18 protein-coding genes are annotated in these 21895 nt (G+C 64.9%); 6 read left to right on the forward strand and 12 right to left on the reverse strand.

From position 1 onward, the window contains the following. Positions 1 to 2: 2 nt before the first annotated feature. The 9 genes from GTP58_RS16960 to GTP58_RS17000 are packed head-to-tail and all read right to left on the reverse strand — an operon-like array spanning position 3 to position 10471. On the reverse strand, positions 3 to 482 hold the full coding sequence (locus tag GTP58_RS16960) for a type II secretion system protein (protein WP_161078463.1): 480 nt from the start codon (positions 480 to 482) through the stop codon (positions 3 to 5). Further along, positions 479 to 2440 carry a secretin and TonB N-terminal domain-containing protein gene (locus tag GTP58_RS16965; RefSeq protein ID WP_229215614.1) on the reverse strand — a complete coding sequence of 654 codons (1962 nt, stop codon included), beginning with the start codon at positions 2438 to 2440 and terminating at the stop codon, positions 479 to 481. Before GTP58_RS16965 ends, GTP58_RS16960 begins: the two co-directional genes overlap by 4 nt. Then, the gene (locus tag GTP58_RS16970) at positions 2437 to 2961 is read right to left on the reverse strand and encodes a hypothetical protein (RefSeq protein WP_161078464.1); all 525 of its coding nucleotides are present in this window, start codon (positions 2959 to 2961) and stop codon (positions 2437 to 2439) included. Before GTP58_RS16970 ends, GTP58_RS16965 begins: the two co-directional genes overlap by 4 nt. Continuing rightward, complete coding sequence (locus GTP58_RS16975) at positions 2958 to 3557, reverse strand: hypothetical protein (RefSeq protein WP_161078465.1); 600 nt, start codon at positions 3555 to 3557, stop codon at positions 2958 to 2960. Before GTP58_RS16975 ends, GTP58_RS16970 begins: the two co-directional genes overlap by 4 nt. Further along, entirely contained in the window at positions 3545 to 4114 is a 570-nt protein-coding gene (locus tag GTP58_RS16980; RefSeq protein ID WP_161078466.1) for a hypothetical protein, read from the reverse strand. Before GTP58_RS16980 ends, GTP58_RS16975 begins: the two co-directional genes overlap by 13 nt. Further along, entirely contained in the window at positions 4111 to 5010 is a 900-nt protein-coding gene (locus tag GTP58_RS16985) for a hypothetical protein (RefSeq protein WP_161078467.1), read from the reverse strand. The genes GTP58_RS16980 and GTP58_RS16985 overlap by 4 nt, the downstream gene beginning before the upstream one ends. After that, entirely contained in the window at positions 4997 to 6694 is a 1698-nt protein-coding gene (locus tag GTP58_RS16990; protein WP_161078468.1) for a GspE/PulE family protein, read from the reverse strand. The genes GTP58_RS16985 and GTP58_RS16990 overlap by 14 nt, the downstream gene beginning before the upstream one ends. After that, on the reverse strand, positions 6691 to 7917 hold the full coding sequence (locus GTP58_RS16995) for a type II secretion system F family protein (protein ID WP_161078469.1): 1227 nt from the start codon (positions 7915 to 7917) through the stop codon (positions 6691 to 6693). Before GTP58_RS16995 ends, GTP58_RS16990 begins: the two co-directional genes overlap by 4 nt. A gap of 7 nt (positions 7918 to 7924) precedes the next feature. After that, positions 7925 to 10471: a M4 family metallopeptidase gene (locus tag GTP58_RS17000; protein ID WP_161078470.1), complete on the reverse strand. Its 2547-nt coding sequence runs from the start codon at positions 10469 to 10471 to the stop codon at positions 7925 to 7927. Positions 10472 to 11119: 648 nt separating this feature from the next. Between GTP58_RS17000 and GTP58_RS17005 the strand changes: the two genes are divergently transcribed. Together GTP58_RS17005 and GTP58_RS17010 are read left to right on the forward strand one after the other, a co-directional pair. Then, the gene (locus GTP58_RS17005) at positions 11120 to 11776 is read left to right on the forward strand and encodes a hypothetical protein (protein ID WP_161078471.1); all 657 of its coding nucleotides are present in this window, start codon (positions 11120 to 11122) and stop codon (positions 11774 to 11776) included. Beyond that, complete coding sequence (locus GTP58_RS17010) at positions 11776 to 12432, forward strand: DUF6445 family protein (RefSeq protein ID WP_161078472.1); 657 nt, start codon at positions 11776 to 11778, stop codon at positions 12430 to 12432. Before GTP58_RS17005 ends, GTP58_RS17010 begins: the two co-directional genes overlap by 1 nt. 7 nt (positions 12433 to 12439) lie before the next feature. On the opposite strand, the gene argH is transcribed toward GTP58_RS17010, so the two are convergent. After that, the gene (gene argH / locus GTP58_RS17015) at positions 12440 to 13837 is read right to left on the reverse strand and encodes an argininosuccinate lyase (protein ID WP_161078473.1); all 1398 of its coding nucleotides are present in this window, start codon (positions 13835 to 13837) and stop codon (positions 12440 to 12442) included. Between the two features lie 96 nt (positions 13838 to 13933). Here argH and GTP58_RS17020 point away from each other — a divergent pair, with 96 nt between their 5' ends. Beyond that, entirely contained in the window at positions 13934 to 14359 is a 426-nt protein-coding gene (locus GTP58_RS17020; protein ID WP_161078474.1) for a GNAT family N-acetyltransferase, read from the forward strand. Positions 14360 to 14561: 202 nt separating this feature from the next. Then, positions 14562 to 14978 (forward strand): hypothetical protein, encoded by a 417-nt coding sequence (locus GTP58_RS17025; protein ID WP_161078475.1) that lies wholly within the window; start codon positions 14562 to 14564, stop codon positions 14976 to 14978. Between the two features lie 11 nt (positions 14979 to 14989). Here GTP58_RS17025 and GTP58_RS17030 read toward each other — a convergent pair whose 3' ends face one another. Together GTP58_RS17030 and GTP58_RS17035 are read right to left on the reverse strand one after the other, a co-directional pair. Next, positions 14990 to 16390 carry a YfcC family protein gene (locus tag GTP58_RS17030; protein WP_229215615.1) on the reverse strand — a complete coding sequence of 467 codons (1401 nt, stop codon included), beginning with the start codon at positions 16388 to 16390 and terminating at the stop codon, positions 14990 to 14992. 8 nt (positions 16391 to 16398) lie between these two features. Then, on the reverse strand, positions 16399 to 17538 hold the full coding sequence (locus tag GTP58_RS17035; protein WP_161078477.1) for a succinylglutamate desuccinylase/aspartoacylase family protein: 1140 nt from the start codon (positions 17536 to 17538) through the stop codon (positions 16399 to 16401). Between the two features lie 173 nt (positions 17539 to 17711). Between GTP58_RS17035 and GTP58_RS17040 the strand changes: the two genes are divergently transcribed. After that, the gene (locus GTP58_RS17040) at positions 17712 to 20459 is read left to right on the forward strand and encodes a TonB-dependent receptor (protein WP_229215616.1); all 2748 of its coding nucleotides are present in this window, start codon (positions 17712 to 17714) and stop codon (positions 20457 to 20459) included. A 100-nt stretch (positions 20460 to 20559) separates the two neighbouring features. Continuing rightward, positions 20560 to 21882 (forward strand): cyanophycinase, encoded by a 1323-nt coding sequence (locus GTP58_RS17045; protein WP_161078478.1) that lies wholly within the window; start codon positions 20560 to 20562, stop codon positions 21880 to 21882. Positions 21883 to 21895: the final 13 nt, after the last annotated feature.

Below are 21895 nucleotides of genomic sequence, written 5' to 3' on the forward strand. Positions count from 1 at the left end.
GCTCACCATAGTTTCAGCGGGATGCCGTTCAGGCCCGTCTTTTCGGAGCGCGAGCTGACGTCGAACACGTCGTCGCCTTCGGACGGATTATCGGCCGGGGACGCGTAGCTGCGCAGCGACCAGCCGGTTTGCTTGTCCGGTCCGTCCTGCGCGGCAAACGGGTCGGCCGGGATGCGCCGCAGGAAGTACATATTCTGCTTGCGCGCGCTGCGCTGGTCGGGCATGCCGTTGACCAGGTCCTCCAGCTTTTTCGGGTAGCCGGAATCGCCGATGGACAGCTTGATGTGGCCATTGTCGGCGGCGCGCTTGTAGGCGTCGATGGCCTGGCGAATCTCGATCAGCGCGGTGCGCAGCCGCTGTTCTTTTTCGCGCTGCACGGCCATCTGCGCCATGGGCGCCGCCACCATGGCCAGCGTGGCAAGGATGGACAGGGTAATCATCAGTTCGATGAAGGTGAACCCTTGCTGGCCGTGGTGCGTCATGGCTGCTGGCCTTTGCGTGGCGCGGCGGAGGCGGGGGCAGGATCGCCGCCGGTCATGGACGAACCGCCCGTCATGCTGCTGGCGGCAGCGGCGGGCGCGCTGGACGTGGTGGCGGCGGGCGCTTCCTGCTGGTTGTCGTCCGCAGCGGCGTTGGCGGAGAAGCTGGATGACGATGACGACGCGGCGGCTACCTGCACGCGGCCGCCGATGTCGGAATCGGTGCCGGCATTGAATTCCGCCACCGCCAGCTCGGGCCGGCGGATCGAGCGCAGGATGCGCGGTGTGATCGACAGCACGATCTCGCTGCGCGTGTTGTCGTCCTTCTGCGTGCCGAACAGGCGGTTCAGCACGGGCAGCTGGCCGATGCCCGGCACCTTGTTGGCGGTGACGCGGTCTTCGTCGTTGATCAGCCCCGCCAGCACCTGGGTCTCGCCATCCTTGAGGCGCAGCACGGTGGAGGCGCTACGGGTGCCGATCTGGTAGGCGGTGGTGCCGGACTTGCTGTACACCTCCTTGACCACGCTGCTGACTTCCAGCGCGATCTTGATGGCCACTTCGTCGTCCAGGTAGACATTCGGCTCGACGTCGAGCTTGAGGCCGACGTCGATGTAGTTGACGCTGTCGGCGCTGACACCGTTGTTGGTGGTGACGGTGATGACCGGCACGCGGTCGCCGATCAGCACCTTGGCCTTGTCCTTGTTGCGCACACGGATGCGCGGATTGGCCAGCAGGTTGCTGTCGGTGTCGTTGCGGTTGGCGTTGAGCGTGACCGGGCCGATGCCGGCGGAGATGGTTTTGCCGGTAATGTTGCGCAGGTCGTTCACCAGCAAGCCGTTGATCTGGTCACTGCCGATCAGTTTGAGCGTGGCGGAATCCGGCCACTGGACGCCAAGCTGCTGGATGCTGGTGCGCTTCACTTCCAGTACTTCCACTTCCAGCATGACCTCGGGGTCGGCGACATCCTGCACGGCGATGATGCGCTCGGCCATGCGGACCATTTCCGGCGTATCGCGCATGATGATGGTGCCGATGCGTTCGTCGGTGACGATGTCCTTGGCCTTGAGCAGCGTCTTGAGCGTGAACGCCACGGATTTGACGTCGGCGTTGGCCAGGAAGAAGCTGCGCACCACGAGCTGCTGGTAGTCCTTCACCTTCTGCGGGTTGTTGGGGTAGATGGTGATGGCGCGTTCGCCGGTGACGCTCTGTTCGAGCTGGTTGGCGCTCAGCAGCATGGTGATGGCTTCTTCGATGCTGGTGTCGCGTACCGAGATGGTGGCGCGCAGGTTGGGATCGACGTCGCGGTCGAAGACGAAGTTGAGGCCGGAGACGCGGCTGATGAGGTCAAACACGGAGCGCAGCGGCGCGTCGCGGAATTCCAGCGTGATGGGCTTGCGGTAGGCAGCCGCCAGGCGTCCGCTGGCGGGACGCAGCCGGGTCTGGGCGTCGGCGAGGCGTACTTGCAGGTTTTGCAGGGCGCGCTGGTTGGGCCGTTGCACCAGCAAGGGGCGCAGCAGCGCCTGCGCCTGGGTCAGATTGGCGTCGCCGCCGCGCTGGTACAGCGCTTCCGCATCCGCCAGCACCTGCTGCTGTTTCTGGTCCTGTGCCAGCGCTGCCAGTCCCTGGCGGGCGACGACGTTGGCGGCATCGATGGCCAGCGCTTGCTGGAAGCTGGCTTCCGCCTCGGCGGCCTGGCCCTTAATGCGCAGCGTTTCACCACGCGTGTTGTAGGCGTTGACCAGCCGCAGTTTGCGGTTCAGCAGGACCAGGCGGTATTCGGCGTTGTGCGGGTCGTCGCGCACGGCCTGTTCCAGTTTGGCCAGGCCGGGTTCAACCTGGCCGGCGTCCAGCAGGGCATTGCCTTCCTTGAAGGCGGAATTGCTGGCGCAGGCGGTGAGCAGCAGCGTGGCGGCCAGTGCGGAGGACAGCGCAGCAAGGCGGAATGGCATCAAAGGTTTCAATTGGTGTCCCCTACAACAAGTGTTTGTGGTTGGTTGAGCGGCAGGTAGAGCACATGCAGGGTGCCGTCGCTGACGCGTTCGAGGCGGTAGCTGTCGTTAATCTTTTCGCCGGGCCGGGCGATGACGTTCTGGCCATCGACCTGGAAGAAATAGGCAGTATTGCCGTCGTCGGAGTAGCGGCCCAGGTACTGGAACGGCAGTGGTGGCGGGCCGCTGGCGGCTTCGGCTTGCGGCGCCGCCGCGCGGGCCTCGGCCGGCTTCAACGGCGCAGACGGCGCCGCCTGGCCGCCCCAGCTCTGCTTGGCGAAGGCGTCGCCCAGTTCTTCGTCGCTGACGCGTGCGTGAATGTGCAGATCGACGGTTGGTGCGGCGGCGGGCGCCTCGGCCGCTGCAAGTGCGCTGGCCGGCGCTTCGCGCGGCGTGGCGGCGGCCGGGGTGACGACCACGCCGTCGTCGTCGGGCGCAAACCAGGCGGCCAGCACGGTGGCTGCGGCGGCGATGCCCAGGACTGCTTTTCTCATGGCCGCTGCTCCATCTGGCGTACCAGCAGGACGAACTGCAGGCGCGCTTCGACGGCGCCCGAGGCGATCTGCTCGCGCTTGAAGGACACCGATTCCAGCGTCAGCGAGGGCAGGGCCTGCAGCACGTTGATGATGAATTCCTGCACGCGCGGGAAGTCGGCTTTCACCGGCAGCGTGATGCGGTAGCGCAGGAAGCTGCTGCCGGCATCCTGTTCCGGCTTGTATTCGGCCTTGGCCAGCGTGATGCCGCTTTGTTCGGCGAGGCGCACCATCTCCTTGAGCATGTCGGGGATGGTGTCGTGTGCGGGCAGGAAGGCCTGGAAGGCGGCCACGCCATCGGCGCTGGTGGGCGCGGCGACACGCGGCGCGGCCGCGCTGTGGACGGCAGTGTTGATTTCCTGCGTCAGCAGTTGCTGGCGCTGCGCCAGCTGCGTGGCATGCCATTGCAGCAGCACGGCGACGGCGATGGCGGCCACGCCGGCAATGGCGCCGGGGCCGGCCTGGCGCAGCAGGCGGCGGGCTTGCCAGCTATGGCGCGCGGTGTGCTGCGGCGTGCCGCGCCAGTTGGTCAGGGATGCGAGTTTTATTCGCGCCATAGGGCCTCCAGTTGGAAGCGGTAGGCGTCGCCCGCCGCTTCGTGCTTGATCAGGTAGACGGAGCGGAACAGGCGCTGCTGGTTAAGGAAGGCCAGGTAGTTCAGCATGTCTTGGGCGGTTTGCGCTTCGGCGCTGATTTTCAGGACGCCGGCCGGCGTGGCCGCAGTGTGGGTGGCGTTGCTTTCGCCGTCCTGCGGCGGCTGGCCGTTGAGGTCCAGGCCGAGCAGGGCGACGTGGATGTCCTCGGGCGCCTGCACGGTTTTGAGCAGGCGCACCACGGGCAGGTTGAGCTGGCGTACGGCGCCGGCAATCACGGCCAGCTGTTTGTCGAGCGCCTGTTGCCGCTGCGGCGACAACGCGGGCTGGTTGCGGCGTGCGGCGCTGCGTTCGCTGCGGGCGGCTTGCGTGTCGAGGCGGTGCTGCAGGCGCTGGACTTCCTGCATGGGACCAAGCCAGTGGTAGGCGGCGCTGGCCAGCGTGATGGCGCCCACGGCCGCCAGCGCCAGGCGCCAGCCTTGCAGCGGCGCGCTGCGCGGAATGAAGTTGAGGGTGCTCATGCGGCGGCCTCGATCAGGGTGGCAGGAGCGGCGCCATACAGGTCGTCGGCGAGTTCGAATTGCTGCGGTAGCGCGGCAGCGGGCGGCGCCGCCAGATTGATGACGGTGACGCGGGGGATGCCGGCCAGTTCGGGCATGCGCAGCAGCCAGCGCTGCCAGGCTTGCGGCAGTTCGCGCGACCAGTCGGCGTTGCTGGGCTGGGTGTGCAGGGCGCTGATGCGGCCGCGCGTGATGGCGGCCAGCGTCAGACGGCCCGGTTCGGCCAGGGCCAGCGCCAGCGCGCCAGGGGCCGATCTGGCGCTGGCGCCGGTGCCAGTGCTGATGCGGGGCAGCCAGCGCAGCGCAGCGCCTAGCGCGGGTTCGATGGCGTGGCATGGGTGGCCGCTGGCCTCGGCCAGCACGGTCAGGGCTTGCAGCAGTGCGCTGTCGATGCCGCAGATGGCGCGCGCATGGCCGTAGGGCGCGTCGTCGGCGACGATGCGCCAGCCCAGCGCGGCGTCGCCGTACAGTGCTGCCAGCTGCATTTGCAGGAAGCGGTGGGCGGCCGGTTCGGATAGCAGGGCGTCGCTCCACGGTACGATCGCCAGTTGCTGCCAGCGGCTGGACAGGCTGACTTCCAGCGGCAGGCCGGCGAGCGACATGGCGCCAGCGGCGGCGCTGGCGGCGTCGCCGCGCGCCTGCAGCAGCAGTGCGTGCAGCGCGTCAACGGCGGGCTGCCAGTGGCCGCCGGGGTTGGCCAGCGCGATCTGCTGCTGGCTGCCGTCGATGAGGCGCTGGCCCTGGCGCACGGCGGCGCGCAGCTGGTGCGGCGCCAGGTGTACGCACAGGGTGCGCGGCGCCATGCCGCGCTGGCGGACGGCGTGCAGCAGCTGCCGGAGTTGCTTAGTAAGTGACACGATTCAGCTCCTGCAAAGTGGTTTCACCCAGCCGCACCAGGTCCAGGCCAGCGCTGCGCGCGAGCCGGAAGCCCATGGCGGCGGCTTCTTCTTTCATGCGGCTGACGGGCGCGCGAGTGCAGATCATTTCGCGCATGGCGTCGTTCAGCACCAGTACTTCGGCCACCGCCTTGCGGCCCTTGTAGCCGCTGCCGCGGCAATGGCCGCAGCCGGCACCCGCCTTGAATACCCAGCCGTCGACGGCGGCGGCGGTGAGGCCGCTGTCGTGCAGCTCGGCCGGATCGGGCGCCACTTCCACCGCGCAGTGCTCGCAGTTGAGGCGCAGCAGGCGCTGGGCGACGATGCCGTTGAGCGCGGCGGCGAAGCTGTAAGGATCGACGCCCATGTGCAGGAAGCGGCCCACCACGTCAAACACGTTGTTGGCGTGGACCGTGGTGAATACCAGGTGGCCCGTGAGCGAGGCCTGCACGGCGATCTGCGCGGTTTCGTCGTCGCGGATTTCGCCGATCATGATTTTGTCGGGATCGTGGCGCAGGATGGAGCGCAGGCCGCGCGCGAAGGTCAGGCCCTTTTTCTCGTTGACGGGAATCTGCAGCACGCGCGGCAGGCGGTATTCGACCGGGTCTTCGATGGTGACGACCTTGTCGCGGCCCGTGTTGATTTCGGTGATGGCGGCATACAGCGTGGTGGTCTTGCCGGAGCCGGTGGGGCCGGTCACCAGCAGCATGCCGTGCGGCTTGGCGGCCAGGCGGCGGATCTGCACGATGGCGTCGGCGTTGAGGCCCAGGCTTTCCAGCCGTAGCGACTGCGCGGCTTCGGTCAGTGCGCGCCGGTCCAGCAGGCGCAGCACGGCGTCTTCGCCGAAGATGTTGGGCATGATGGAGACGCGAAAGTCGATCTCGCTGCCTTTCACGCGCACCTTGAAGCGGCCGTCCTGCGGCACGCGGCGTTCGGCGATGTCGAGTTCCGCCAGCACCTTGATGCGCGAGATGATCTGTTCGGCCATCTGCAGGCCCTGCACCTGGCCGGCCTGCACCAGCACACCGTCGACACGGTATTTGATGGTCAGGCTGTTGGCTTCGCACTCGAGGTGGATGTCGCTGGCCTGGAATTTGAGCGCGTCGTAGATGGTGGAATTGACCAGCTTGACCACCGGGCTGCTGTCTTCGCGGATGCGCAGCAGCGAGATGTCTTCGACGCCCGCTTCGGGTGTGTTGTGGCTGTCGTCTCCGTCGGCGCCCAGCATGCCGGCCATGGCCTGCTGCACGCTTTCCTGCTGCGCCAGATAGGCGGCCAGGTCGTCGGCATGTGCCAGCGCCACGCTGTAGTCGCCGGCGATGGCGTAGCTGGCCCAGTGCAGCGTGTCGTCGGCCAGCGGGTTGGCGATGACCAGCGTGGGCGCAGCCAGCGCGCCGCCGTTGCCGTCAGCGCGCAGCAGCACGCAGTCGCGCTGGACGCAGTCAGTGTAGGGCAACAGGTCAAACGCCGGCAGCGCCGCCTGCAGGCGCGCCATGGGCCAGGCCGGATAGCAGAACAGCGCGGCCAGCTGGCGCGTGAATTCTTCCGCCGTCAGGCCGCATTGTTCCTGCAGCAGCGCCATGGCGGGACGGCCTTGCGCCAGCGCGGCGGCGCGCGCGCCGTGCAGCAGTTCGGGCGTGAGGATGGCCGGTTCGCGTGCATTCATGAGAGACTCCCTGCCAGTTCAAAAATCGGCATATACATGAGGACCACCACGCCGCCGATGACCACGCCGATAATGGTCATCAGCAGCGGCTCCAGCAGGCGCGAGGCCCAGTCCACCCAGCGGGCGAATTCTTCGTCGTGGAAGCTGGCCGAGCGCTCCAGCATGTCGCCGAGGCGGCCGGTGTTTTCGCCGACCTTGAGCAGCGACTGCGCCACCGGCGTGGCCAGGCCTTGCTGCTCGAGCGCGGTGGAAAACGGCAGGCCCTGTTCGACGGCGCGCCGCGTCTGCGCCAGCGCCAGTTGCTGGGCCGGCGTCAGCATGGCGCTGCCCATGGCCAGCGCCCGGGTCAGCGGGATGCCGGCGTGCAGCAGCAGGCTCAGGGCGCGGTAGAAGCGCGCCAGGCGGAACTCGGCGGCGCGCGCGGCCAGCAGCGGCAGGCGCAGCACGGCTTGCAGCATGCGCTGGCGCGCGCGCGGGTTGGTGGCGGCGTGGACGGCTGCTACCACCACGGCCGCCAGCGCGCCTGCGCACAGCCACGGGTGGGCAGCCAGCGTCCGGCCCATGCCCAGCAGCAGTTGCGAGGCCCACGGGATCTCGCGTCCGGCGCTTTCGTACACCACGCTGAAGCGCGGCACCACGTAGCCCATCAAGAACAGCGTGACCAGCGTGCCGACCACCAGCAGCATCACGGGGTAGATCGCGGCTGACACCAGCTTTTTGCGGATGGCGTCGAACTGTAGCTGGTAGCTGACAAAGCGCGCCAGCGCCTGAGGCAGGTGGCCGGAGCGTTCGGCCGCGTGCACGGTGGCGATGTACAGGTCGGGGAAGATGGCCGGGAACGTGGCCAGCGTGTCGGAAAAGCTCAGGCCCTGCTGCATGGCGCGCTGCAGCGCGGCCAGGATGGCGCGGGCGCCGGCGCGGGTTTCCTTGTTGTGCAGGGTGGCGATGGCTTCGCTGAGGTTGAGGCCAGCCTCCAGCAGCGCCAGCAGCTCCTGGCTGAATTGCAGCAGCGGGAACGCTTGCGCGCCGCGGCCGCCAGTAACAGGCAAACGCGCAGCGGCCGGCGCGTGCTGATCCGCACCGTCGTTGCCGACAGTGGCGATGCTCAGCACGCGCCAGCCGCTGCGCGCTGCCTGCCGGATCGCCTCCGCCTCGCTGGCGGCGGTGATCGCGACAGACTGCGGGCCGGCAGGCCCGCCTTGTACTTCTAGCCGATACTGCATCGCTGCCTTACTGGGTGATCAGGCTGACCTTGTCCACCACGAAGGAAGTTTGCAGGGCCGAGTCTTCGGTCATGGCAAACGACAGCGTTACGGTCTGGCCTTTGTATGGCAACAGGTTGAAGGTACGGACCTGGTAGCCGCTGGCCGCGTTCAGGTTGGTGTAGGTCGCCAGCGTGCCCAGTACCGTGCCGCTGCTGTTCTTGACCGTGACTACCAGCTTGTCGTAAGCGACGTTGTCGGTTTCCGCGGTGTCGATGTGCAGTGCGAAGCTCAGGCTGGCGCTGGTGGCGGCCGATGGAATGGCCACGCTCTGGGTCAGCGTTTCAGTCGCGGTTTTGCCGTTGCCGCCCAGCCAGGCGAACTTGGTGCCTTCGTAGGCGGTCTGGCCGCTGTAGTTGCCGATCACGCCCGTGGTGCCGCCCCAGCCGGTGGTGCCGGACTCGAAGCCGCCGTTGGTGACGCGTTCGGTGCCGGTGCCGCCGCCACCGCCCACGGTCAGCGTGGCGCTGCTCGAGGTGGCGGTTTTGACTGGCGACGAAGCGTCGCTGACGATGGCGTAGAAGGTGGCGCCGTTGTCGGCGGTTTGCGCCGTCAGCGAGTAGGTGGCCGAGGTGGCGCCACTGATCGCTGCGCCGTTACGGTACCACTTGTAGCTGTATGGCGCGGTGCCGCCCGTGGCGCCAACGCTGAACGAGGCAGTGGCGCCAGCGGCGACGCTGACGTTGGCTGGCTGGGTCGAGATCGACACGCCGCCGGTGCCGCCTGCTTCATCGATGTCGGTGCCGACGTTGATGGCCGCATAGGCGCGCTGCACGGCGGTGGCTTCTTTCGAACCGACGCCATACAGTTCCTGCGCAGCGGCCAGCACTTTGGTGCGGGCGTCAGCGTAGTTGGTGGACGCCGTGAACTTGGTGGTGGCGGCCTTGAACCAGATGCGGTAAGCCTTGTCATTGCCGATACCGCTCATTGCGGCCGGGCTCTTGGTCAGGTACTTGGAGTAGTACTCGCTGCTCGAGCTCGAGTTCGAACCTTGCGACAGGAAGTAGAACATGCGGTTGTTCGGGCCGCTCGAGTAGTGGACGTCGAGGTTTTTGATGGTGCTGCTCCACGCATCCGGGCTGCTGCCGTCCTTGCTTGGCTTCCACATCCAGCGCAGCGGCTGGCCGGATTTGCTGATTTCCTTGCCCATCATCCAGTCGTTGCCGGCCGGGATCACGGTGCCGGTGCCGCCGTTGCGCGCATAGGCTTCCACCATTTCGCCGCCGATGTCGGAGTTGGACTCATTGAGGCCGCCCGATTCGCCCGAGTAGGTCAGGTTGGAGGTAGCGTCGGTGACGCCGTGCGACATTTCGTGGCCGATCACATCGATCGAGCCGAGGCTGGTGAAGCTGGAGCCGTCGCCGATGTACATGCACTTGCAGCTTGGGTCGAAGAAGGCGTTGTCGTAGTTGTTGTCGACGTGGGCGGCGATGTAGGTGGCGGTGTTGTTACCGTCCAGCGATTGCCAGCCCAGCACGCTTTTGAGCGTGTCGTAGGTGTTCATCAGGCCCCACAGCGCGTTGACGGCAGCGGTCTGGCCGTTGGCGTTGGTGGTGCTGCCGCCGCTGATGTACTGTTTGCCGTCGCCCCAGGTGTTGGTGGAGTTGGTGTAGATGCTGCCGGCGTTCGGGCTGTCGGCCGAGCTGTGGTTGGCGTTGGTGATGGCCATGCCGCCGTACACGCCGCCGGTGCCGCGCGTGGCGTCCAGCATCTGGTAGGTGCTGCCCGACAGCGTGGTGTTGATCGGCACGCTGCCGTTGTACTGGCTGTTGCCGGTGCCGACCACGGTCTGCAGCGACTTCCATTGCGCAATGACGGCGCCGGTCTTGGCGTTGACGATGGTGTCGTGGTACACCACCTTGCCCTTGTCGGCCATGCGGGTCTGCACGTAGTAGGCCAGCTCGTAGTGGTCAACCACGTCTTCGAGGTCGAGCGCATTCAGCGCGGCTTCCGATTTGTTGAGGGCCGAGGCTACGCGCACCGATTTGACCACGGGCCAGATCAGCAGTTCGGCCTGTGGCGCCCAGCGGTGTACGCCGCTGGGTGCGACTTGCTTGACCACCAGCGCGATGGCGTCGCCGCTGCTCAGCGATGGCGTCAGGTCCTTGAGTGCTGGCGCCACGCCGTCGCCCTTGGTGCCGTTGACCACCGACTGGTTGCCGGCCAGGCCAGCGCGGCGGTCGGACACCGATTCGCTGACGATGTCGCCTGCGGTGTTGGTGACCACTACCGATTCCGAACCGAACACGCGCAGGCCTTTGTAGGTGTGCTGGACGCGTGTGATTTTCTGGCCGACCACGCCAGGGTGCTGGCTGCTGATGCGGAAGCTGTTGTCTGCGCTCAGACCGCGTTCGCTGTCGAGCGAGGTCAGCTTGGCGACCAGGCTGGCGCTTTCCTGCGGCGAGGCCTGGTTGACAGGGGCTGCCATGAGTTCGGCAGCAGCGTTGGCGGTAGGGCAGATCACCGGCAGGGTAGCGGCGACGGCAACAGCAAGCAGGGGCTTACGTAGGTTCATTTCTTCTCCATGAGCGGTTGTAGTTGGTCGCCGGCGTGGTACGCAATCAACATGAATACGGCGAGTGGAGCGCACGTTATTCCTGTCGTGCCAGCAGCGTCAAAAAAAATTAAAAATGAGTCAGCGGCGCACAAAATGTCTGAAATGAGACATTCCCCTGAGGCACTGAATAATGCTGCGGTGATGCAGGAGCCCAGTAACGGCGGGGCGTATAACAGATGGGCGCGCGCGGCGCACGCACGATAGGGCGGTTTTGTGTGGTATCCACAACGAACTAGGCGGGGGCCTCTATTTTCGGCAACCACGCAACACTCTGTCGGCTAGCGGGGTAAAAGCTGGTTGCAGAATTTTAATATTGCGAATTAAACTACTTGAATCCGCGCACACGCGGAGACATAAAAAAGCGCAGGGCACGACCCATATAACATTCGCGCATAAGCAAATCAGGAAGAGAAAAAATGACCGCACACCCACTGCCGCATCGTCGTTCCATCCGCCCGCCGCGTTTGCTGCGCATCACCCACGCTCCGCCCGCCTGACGGCTGCCAGATCACGCCCGTCTGCCGCGCCCCTTCCTGCCGGGTGCGCTGACAGGCGCCTACCTCTGTTGACTATTGTTCCGCCGTGGGCGGACGAGGGGGATCTTTTATGCTGTCGATTTCGACCAAAGTGGAACGCATCGTGCTGGAGTCGGCCTTCCTGACCGAAGGCCTGCGGCGCGGCTTGATCAATCTGTCGGAGCTGGCGCGCCAGCTGCAGCCGCAGCTTGAGAGCGATTTGTGGAAGCCGGTGGGGCAGGCGGCGGTGGTGATGGCGCTGCGCCGCGTGGCCGAGCGCCTGCCGCAGGAACCGCAGCACCGCACCCGGCCGCTGCGCCAGGGCGGCGAGCTGACCACGCGCACCGAGCTCACGGAATATACCTATCGCTATTCGGATAGTATCCAGGAGTGCCACCGCCAGCTGCTGGTGGAGGCCGAGCCGATGCGCGGCGCGTTTGTGACGGTGACGCGCGGCGTCAACGAGGTGATGGTGATTTGCAGCGGCGCGCTGACCGGCGTGGTGGAGTCGGTATTTGCACGCGAACGCCTGCTGGCGCGGCAGAACAACCTGAGCGCGGTGACGCTGCACCTGAATCCGGACACGCGCCGCACGCCCGGGATTTACCACGCCATCCTCAAGCAGCTTGCATGGGACAAGGTGAGCCTGATTAATATGATTTGTACTTATACGGAACTGACGATCCTGCTGGAGCAAAGCCAGACCGGCGCGGCGTTCTCGGTGCTGTCGCGACTGGCCCTGCACTGATGGCACGGCCGACACTGACCTACCGCAAGCCGCAGCTGGGACGCGACTACTGGGTGCTCGACGGGGTGCTGCCCAATGCAGCGGAGGTGGCGCAGCGCTGTTTTGCGCGCGAGGCATGGGAGCTGGGGGCGCCGCACCGCGCCGAACCGTGGCCCGGCATGCGCAGCCAGGGTGCGCTGCTGCCGGACGAGCTGGCGCAGGTGGAAGCCTGGGTGCGCAAGGTGACGGGAGCGAAGAAGCTGTGGCAGCAGGCGACGCCGCAGGGCAGTACCCTGAACCACAATTATGTGCAGCTGGTGGGCGGCATCGAGTCGGGGCCGCGGCCGCACACGGATTCGCTCAAGCTGTGCCGCTATGCGGCGGTGATTTATCTGTCGCCCGAGCCGATGCCGGCGGCAGGGACTTCGTTTTACCGGCTGCGCTATCCGGACGGCACGCTGGGCGGCAATTACTGCAGCCCGCCGCATGCGAACCTGCGCGAGGCGCTGGGCGTGACCAGCCTGCCCCCGCAGGCCTGGCATGAAGAAGTGCGCGTGGAAAACCGCTTCAACCGCATGCTGCTGTACCGGGCCAATCTGGTGCACTCGGCCAGCAGCTATTTTGGTTGCGACCATCATGACAAGCGCATGACGGCCGTGTTTTTCTGGATGGCTTAGCTGTCGCTTAGCCGGCCAGCTGGGCGCGTACGCGGGCAATCGCCAGACGCACCTGGTTGGGCGCGGTACCGCCCACGTGGTCGCGTGCAGCCACCGAGCCTTCCAGGGTCAGCACGGCAAACACGTCGTCCTCGATCAGCGTGGAGAACGCGCGCAGCTGTTCCAGCGACATTTCGGCCAGGTCGATCTTGAGGTCGTCGCAGGCGCGCACGGCGTGCGCCACGGCTTCGTGGGCATCGCGGAACGGCAGGCCTTTCTTGACCAGGTAGTCGGCCAGGTCGGTGGCGGTGGCGTAGCCTTGCAGTGCGGCTGCGCGCATGGCGTCCGGCTTGACGCTGATGCCGCCGGCCATGTCGGCAAAGATGCGCAGCGTGTCGACCACGGTGTCGACGGTGTCGAACAGCGGCTCCTTGTCTTCCTGGTTGTCCTTGTTGTAGGCCAGCGGCTGGCCTTTCATCAGGGTCAGCAGGCCCATTAAATGGCCGTAGACGCGGCCGGTCTTGCCGCGCGCCAGTTCCGGCACGTCCGGGTTTTTCTTTTGCGGCATGATCGACGAGCCGGTGCAGAAGCGGTCGGCAATGTCGATGAAGCCCACGCGTGGGCTCATCCAGATGATCAGCTCTTCCGACATGCGCGACACGTGGGTCATGATCAGCGAGGCGGCGGCGGTGAATTCAATCGCAAAGTCGCGGTCGGAGACGGCGTCCAGCGAGTTGTGGCAGACGTCGTCGAAACCCAGCGTCTTGGCCACGCGCACGCGGTCGATCGGGAAGGTGGTGCCGGCCAGTGCTGCGGCGCCCAGCGGCAGGCGGTTGACGCGCTTGCGCGCATCGGCCATGCGCTCGGCGTCGCGGCCGAACATTTCAACATAGGCCAGCATGTGGTGGCCGAAGGTGATCGGCTGCGCCACTTGCATGTGGGTGAAGCCGGGCAGGATGGTGTCGGCGTTCTTTTCGGCCAGGTCGGTCAGTGCGCTGCGCAGGGCGTTCAGCAGCTGCAGCACGTCGTCGATGGCGGCGCGCACGTAGAGGCGGATGTCGGTTGCCACCTGGTCGTTGCGCGAGCGGCCCGTGTGCAGGCGCTTGCCGGCGTCGCCTACCAGTTCGGTGAGGCGTTTTTCAATATTCAGGTGGACGTCTTCCAGGTCCAGCAGCCATTCAAACTGGCCGGCCTCGATTTCGGCGCTGATCTGCGCCATGCCGCGCTCGATCTCGGCGCGGTCGTGGGTGCTGATGATGCCCTGGGCGGCCAGCATTTCAGCGTGGGCCAGCGAGCCCTGGATGTCGGCCTTGGCCAGGCGCTTGTCGAAGAATACCGAGGCGGTGTAGCGTTTGACGAGGTCCGAAACGGGTTCGTTGAAGCGGGCCGACCAGGCTTCGGCCTTTTTGGAAAGTTGTGCAGTCATAGTCAAATGTAGGAAGTGCGCGTAGGATCAGCTGCTGATTATAAACCGTCAGCTGCTGCAAAATCCGTCAACCTTGTCTAGACAACCGTGGAAAACATGAGCATTCTGCGCATTACTACCGATAAAGCGGCACTCGACTTGCCGATGATTCATCAGTTTCTGAGCGAACGTTCCACCTGGGCCATCGGCATTCCGCTGGCGCTGGTGGAGCGGGCCATCGACAATTCGCTGTGTTTTGGCGCTTATCTGGATGGCCGGCAGGTGGGTTTTGCACGGGTGACCACGGATTACGCCACGTTTGCCTATCTGGCCGATGTGTTTGTGCTGGAGCCGGAGCGTGGCAAGGGTTATAGCAAGCAGCTGGTGGAGGCGGTATTGTCCCACGCGGATTTGCAGGGGCTGCGCCGCTTCATGCTGGCCACCAGCGATGCACATGAACTGTACACGCGCTACGGTTTTACTCCGCCGGCCCGCCCGGCCACGCTGATGGAGCGTTATTTTCCGAGTATTTATTCCAACTGATGCCGGGTATATAGACACGGTTGTTCCTCCCGGCTGACTGCCTCGTTTTGTCTCGTTTCGCCTCGTTTGATGCCTCGTTTTTTGTGGCCCACCCCGAACTTCCCTAGGGAGATGGCGGTCTAATAAAAAGAAACGAGGCACTGGAGAAGACAACATGAGACAAAACGAGGCAGTCACTGTAACTATTAAACCCCGTGTACATATGGCACTGTTTCACGCGCTCTGGAAGCACCAGGACCGGCGCTCGGTGGACCATATTGCCACCATCGCCATCAAGGAATGGATGGCCCGCAACTATGGCCGTCCTGTGGAGCGTGGCTACCAGTGGAAAAACCTGTTCCTGCCGCACGGGACCCGCTTGCGTATCAACCACTGTTACATGAGCCACTTCGCCCAGGTGGAGGGGGATCTGCTGATCGCTGAAGGAAGGGTCGTCACGCCGCGTGGCTGGGCTAACGAGGTATGCGGCTGTGTGCGTAACGCGTGGCGCGACATCTGGGTGCAGCGCCATTACACGGAATGCTGGATGCGCGCAAGTGACTGGCGCACTGGCGAGGCGGCAAATCCACGCCGTCCCGCGGTTGAGCGGCGGCGGCATGCGCGCCGCCTTGCCGACTGATTACCGGCTGACTATTGCCAGTTCATCAGGCACGGCGGGATCAGCAGCGCCAGTGCCAGCACGGCGTAGATCAGCTGCAAGGGGATCATCCATTTGGCCCAGGTGATCCACGGGATGCGCGCCAGTGCCAGCACGCCGACCGTGATGCCGGACGTCGGTATCATTGGCGTGGTGAACTCGCCGAACTGGAACGCCAGAATCGCGGTCTGCCGCGTCACGCCGACCAGGTCGGCCAGCGGCGCCATGATGGGCATGGTCAGCGCGGCCTGGCCGCTGCCCGAGTGGATGAAGAAGTTGATCACGGTCTGGATGCCAAACATCTTCCACGCCGCGAACACCGGATGCACCGATTGCACCAGCGGCATCAGCGTATGCAGCATGGTGTCAATGATGTGGGCATCGCGCGCCAGCACCAGCGTGCCGCGCGCCAGCGCAATCACCAGCGCCGTGCCGACCAGGTCGCGCGCGCCCTGCATGAAGCCTTCCACGATCTGGCTCGAATCAAGCCGCCCGACCAGACCGATCACGATGGCCATGCTCAGGAACAGTGCTGCAATTTCGTCGATATACCAGTCGTAGTGCACCACGCCGCCCACCATGACCACCAGCGAACCGGCGAAAATCCACAGCACCAGTTTGTGGCGCGCAGTCATGCCGTGGAAGTCGCTGGCTGCGCCTTTCGGCAAGTCCTTGCGCTTCTCCAGGTCCAGCGCGTAGGTCGGGCTGAGCTGCGGATTTTTCTTCACGCGCGCCGCGTACCACATCAGGAACAGCACCGTGACTGTGGTGGCGATACACCACACGATGAGGCGGTAGCCCCAGCCGGAAAACACCGGCACGCCAGCAATGCCCTGGGCGATGCCGACGTTGAACGGATTCAGGAACGCCGCCGAAAAGCCCACCTGGGAGCCGAGGAAAGGAATCGATACGCCGACCACCGTGTCATAGCCCAGCGCCAGCGCCAGCGGCACGAAAATCAATATAAACGGTATGGCTTCTTCATTCATGCCGAAGGTGGCGCCGCCGATCGAGAACATGGTGACAAATACCGGGATCAGCGCCTTCTGGATAAACGCCGAACTCTCATGCGCCTTGGCCAGCGACTTGATCATTGAGTCGATGGCCTCAGTCTTCTGCAGCACGGCAAACGCGCCGCCCACGATCAGCACGAAGCCGATGATCTGCGCCGCTTCGACAAAGCCCTTGATCGGCGCCTTGAGCAGCGCCACCAGTCCTTGCGGCGCACTTTCGATGTAGTGGAAACTGTCCGGATTGATCAGCTGCTTGCCGTTGACCAGATGCGTGTCGTACTTGCCGCCCGGGACCAGCCACGTGGCGGTTGCAATCAGCGCCAGGATGATGAACAGCAGGACAAAGGTATGTGGCAGTTTGAATTTTTTGGTGGTCGTCATTGTCGTCATCATGCGCTCAGCAGGTCGCCTTCACGATAGGCCTTGGCGCTGGCGACTTTGCCAACGTTCATACCGCGTATCACATGGCGATGCGCGCTGCGCGCAAAGAACACGCCGTCCACCGTGGCGCGTACCACCGTGGTGTCGCCGCTCACCGGATCGATGAGGTCTGCAATCGCATCGCCGGCCACCACGCGTGCACCGAGTTCGCGCGTGTACACCAGGATGCCCGCATGCGGCGCATACAACGGTTCGACGCCTTCCAGCGGCGTGGCCGCGCACAGCGGTTCCGGCAGCACCGCTGCTGCGGCCTGCGCTGCGGCGTCGTCGGCATGCAGCAGGCCTTGCAGCGTCAGGAACTGCAGTAGGCCCGCGGCGTCCTTGCGCGCCAGATCGTAGCTGACTTCCATCTCGCCGCGCAGCTCTACCGTGGTGGACAGGCAGGCGGCTGGAATCGGGAACTGGTGCTCGAAGTGTTTGTCGAGGTCCCACCAAAGGCGGCTGCATGCTTCGTCAAACGGTTCGCCGCCCGCCTCGTAGGCCAGCAGTGTCGCGTGCGAACCCATGATCGCCGACAGCGGCGCGATGCCTTCGGCCAGCGGCGTGCCGGCGTAGATGTGCAGCACGGCTTCGTTATCGCAGTGCAGATCGAGCACGATGTCGGCGTCGATGGCCAGCGTCATCAGGGTTTTCTTGAGCGTTTCCGCATCGGTGGCCGGCTGCCACGCCGCGATCGAGGCGCGCGCATGTTCGCGGATCAGCGCCACGTTGCTTACCGCATCGGCGCCCAGTTTGCCCGCCAGCGATTTTTTCAGGTCGCCCGCCACGTGCTTGTAGGCGCGGTTGAAATTCACGCCCGTGGTCAGGTCGAAGCGGCCGAACGCGGCGCCGTGGATGGCCTGCGCCAGCCCGATCGGATTGGCGGCCGGCACCAAGATGATTTCGCCGCTGATCTTCCCGGCCGCTTCCAGCGCCGTCAGCTCCTTGCGCAGGAACTGCGACACCAGCATGCCTGGCACTTCGTCCGCATGCAGCGAACCCTGGATATACACTTTTTTGCCGCTGCCCGGCGTGCCGAAATGGAAACTGGTCAGCGTGTACGCGGCATTCGCGTGGGGGCCGGAGAGGGGGTGTTGATGTACTTGCATGGCGTTGTCAGCGTGTTATCAGCGTATTAAATGAAGGATTGAGTATGTAGCACTATTTTCACAAAGTAAATCAGCTAGCCGACAAAGCAAGGGTGCTTTCTTGAGTTTTTGGCTACAACTGCGTACAGTTAGTTTAAATGAATTATTTATATAACGAATATCGGGGAGTGAATATGACAGCACGGAAAACGATGATGGCGCGCGCGGTACAGCTGGCGCTGGGCGTGGGGGCCGTGGCCGGCGTCATTGGTCAGGCTAGCGCGCAGGCCGGCGCGCAGGACGCCGCGCCCGCCGCTGCACCGGCACCGATGGCGCGCGTGGAAATCACCGGCTCGGCCATCAAGCGCATCGAAGCGGAAACCGCGCTGCCCGTGCAAGTCATCACGCGCGAGGAAATCGACAAGGTCGGCGTCACCACTGCCTCGGAAATCCTGGCGCGCCTGTCGGCCAACGTCGGCGGCCTGACCGACGCCGCCAGCATCACCGACGGCAAGGACCAGCGTGGCTTCAACAGCGCCAACCTGCGCGGCATCGGCACCTCGTCGACGCTGGTGCTGCTCAATGGCCGCCGCATGGCCAACTTTGCCTCGCCCGGCGACGATAGCGGCGTGGACCTCAACAACATCCCGGCGGCCGCCATCCAGCGCGTGGAAGTGCTGCTGGACGGCGCCTCGGCGCTGTATGGCACCGACGCCATCGGCGGCGTGATCAACTTCATCACGCGCAAGGATTTCCAGGGAGTGGAACTCAACGTCTATGGGCTCAAGACCAAGGAAGGCGGCGCCGGCAAGCGCACCGCCAGCATCAGCGCCGGCCATGGCGACATCAGCAAGGATGGCTACAATGTGTTTGCGGTGCTGGACCTGCAGCGCACCGATGCGCTGAGCACCTCGCAGCGCAGCTTCATCAACGACCTGCGCATCCCCGAGCGCCTGCCGCACCTGCTGTCGGGCTATACCTCGCCGGCCAATATCCGTCTGAGCGGCGACCAGCGCGACTACCTGGCCGCGCATGGCTTCACCATCAACGGCAAGCCGATCACCAGCAACATCATCAACCCGTCGGTGCCGAACTGCGCGCCGCCCGCCAATCTGTACCTGCCGGCCGGCACCGGCGGCGTCAATGGCTGCACCTATAACTACATGGGCGACACCGAGCTGTATCCGAAGTCGGACAAGGCCAATTTCCTGTCGCGCGGCGTGCTGCAGCTCAATCCCGACAACCAGCTGTACGCCGAGGTGGCGCTGAGCCGCTCCAAGACCTGGTACGCGGCATCGTCGGCACGCGTGCGCGCTTATGTCGACCATTCGGTGATCCCGGCGCTGGCCGGCTACGACCTGGGCTCGGACGAGGCGGGCGGCGACGGCGAAGTGGAACTGCGCATCCGCCTCAACGAAGCGGGCCGCCGCACCTCGGAACTGACCAGCGAAAGCCAGCGCTATGTGCTGGGCCTGACCGGCAGCCGCAATGGCTGGGACTATGACGTCGCGCTGAACCACAGCGTCAACGTGATCCGCGACCGCGACACCCACGGCTACCTGCTGTACAACGAGCTGGTCAAAGGCATCACCGATGGCCTGGTCAATCCGTTTGGCCCGTCCAGCGCGGCCGGCCTCAAACTCATCGACAGCCTGCAGGTCAACGACGAGGTGCGCCATGCGCGCGGCACCATGGATTCGGTGGACTTCAAGATTTCGCACGCGGTCGGCACGCTGGCCGGCGGCGACGCCGCGATGGCGGTGGGCGGCGAGGTGCGCCGCGAGAAGACCGACTACAACCCGTCGGCCCTGCTCATGAGCGACAACATCAATAACGACGCCGCGCCCGAAGGCGGCCAGTCCACCAGTTATGGCCGCAACATCCAGGCCGTGTACGGCGAGCTGCTGCTGCCGTTCACCAAGCAGTGGGAAGCGCAGCTGTCGGCGCGCTACGACCATTACCAGGTGGTGGGCGGCGCCGCCAGCCCGAAAGTGGGCGTGAGCTATATGCCGACCAAGACCATGCTGTTCCGCGCCTCGGCCGGACGCGGTTTCCGCGCGCCGTCGATGACCGACCTGTATCGCCCGATGCAGGTCAGCGCCACCGCCACCCTGCCGGACCCGGTCTACTGCGCCACGGTGGACAACAACTACGCCGACTGCGCCAACGCGTGGGAAACCCACCGCCATTCCAATCCCAACCTGAAGCCGGAGCACAGCCGCCAGTTCTCGCTGGGCATGGTGCTGCAGCCTAGCAAACAGGTGATGCTGTCGCTGGACTACTGGAACATCAAGCGCACCGACCTGATTGCGGAAGTCGGCGATGACATCGTGCTGGCCAATCCGGCCAAATACGGCAACCTGGTGCACCGCGACGAAGACGGCTATATCGACTACATCGATATGTACAAGGAAAACCGCGGCGCGCAGAAGGCCGCCGGCCTCGATCTGACCATCGACTACCGTGGCGTGCAGACCTTTGCGGGCCGCTTTGGCGGCCGCCTGTCCGGCACCTATGTGACCGATTCCAAGATCCAGAACGAGCCGGGCGACGCCTATGTCAGCAACCTGGCACGCTTTGTCACCGATGGCGTGGTGCAGCGCTGGCGCCATACCATCACGCTGGACTGGGACAACGGCCCGTTCGCGGCCAGCCTGTCCAACACCTATTCGAGCGGCTATGAAGACCAGAACTCGGCCATCAACACCGATGATGGCAGCGTGGTGACGGCCAACCATGTAAAAGCCTATTCGCTGTGGGATGTGAGCGGCTCGTGGCAGGCCAGCAAGGCGCTCAAGCTGCGCGTCGGCATCCAGAACCTGCTCGACACGGCGCCGCCATTCTCGAATCAGGCCTATCATTTCATCTCGGGCTATGATCCTACCTATACCGACGTGCGTGGCCGTCGTTTCTTCGCGAATGTAAATTACGCATTCAAGTAATGCGTTTTTAAGCAATAGCTTGGTATCATCTGGCAGTAATCCAGTAGTAACGTACGGCGCCCGGCGACAGCCCGGCGCCGGTTTTCATCGGAAGGGCAACATGAATGTAACTGGTTTGACGCTACAGCGCCTGTGCATGCGGCTTTGCATGCTATGGCTGCTGGCGTTCGCCGGCGCCAGCGTGCAGGCGGCCGTGACGACGCCGGTCACCAAAGTGCAGGTGCCGGGCAAGAGCAGCAAGCCAGCCAAGGCGGTGCCGCCACCCAAGCCGGTGCTGGCGCCGCCGGCGGGCAACCTGGTCATCATCGGCGGCGGCCTGCGCGCGGAAAACGCCGAGGTCTGGCAGCGCATTGTGATGCTGGCCGGCGGCAAGGGCGCGCGCATCGGCGTGTTTGGCTCGGCCTCGATCAACCCCGAGAACGCGGCCCAGGCCACGGTCAACAAGCTGAATCAGTACGGCGCCCAGGCGTTTGCGATTCCGCTCGGCGTCACCTGGCCGAACAGCGATTACCGCAAGGCGGCAGAAGACCCGGAAACCGTGGCCATGATCCATTCGGCCACCGGCATCTATTTCACCGGCGGCGACCAGGCGCGCATCACGCGTGCGCTGGTGCGTCCGGACGGCAGCCACACGGCGGCGCTGGATGCGGTGTGGGACGTCTACCGCGACGGCGGCGTGGTGGCCGGCAGCAGCGCCGGCGCGGCCATCATGAGCACCACCATGTTCTACGACGCCAAGCCGACGCTGGACATGCTGAAAATGGGCGTCAGCGACGGCCACGAGATCGCGGCGGGCCTGGGCTTCATCGGCGACGATGTGTTTGTCGACCAGCACCTGCTGGTGCGCGGCCGCTTTGCGCGCATGATCCCGGTGATGCTGAAAAAGGGCTACCAGATCGGCCTCGGCATCGACGAGAACACCGCCATGGTGGTCAACGCCCGGCGCGATGTGGAAATCATCGGCTACAGCGGCGCGCTGCTGCTGGACCTGTCGGCGGCGATTACCGACCGTGGCATCAAGGGCTTCAATATCTCGAACGCCACCATCAGCTATCTGGACCGGGGCGACAAGTTCAATCTGGTCACGCGCGAGTTCACGCCGTCGCCGGACAAGGCCGACAACAAGCTCGATCCGAACCAGCCCGACACGCGTGAGCCGGTCTACACCAACGATATCCTGGGCAATAATGCGGTGCTGGACCTGATGGTCAACCTGATCGACAACGCCCAGCAGGACGCCATCGGCATCGCGTTTGGCAATCCGCGCGACTTCAACCCGGAGCTGGGCTTCGAGTTCCGCTTCTCCAAGACCATCAACAGCGTCGGCTACAGCTCGACCGAGGTGGAGGCGTATTCGGTGCTCAAGCTGCGCATGGACATCCGGCCGATCCAGCTGCAGCAGCCGCTGTATCGCTACCGCTAGTCCGGCTTAAGGT

The organism is Duganella sp. CY15W (assembly GCF_009857555.1).
GTDB lineage: Bacteria > Pseudomonadota > Gammaproteobacteria > Burkholderiales > Burkholderiaceae_D > Rugamonas > Rugamonas sacchari.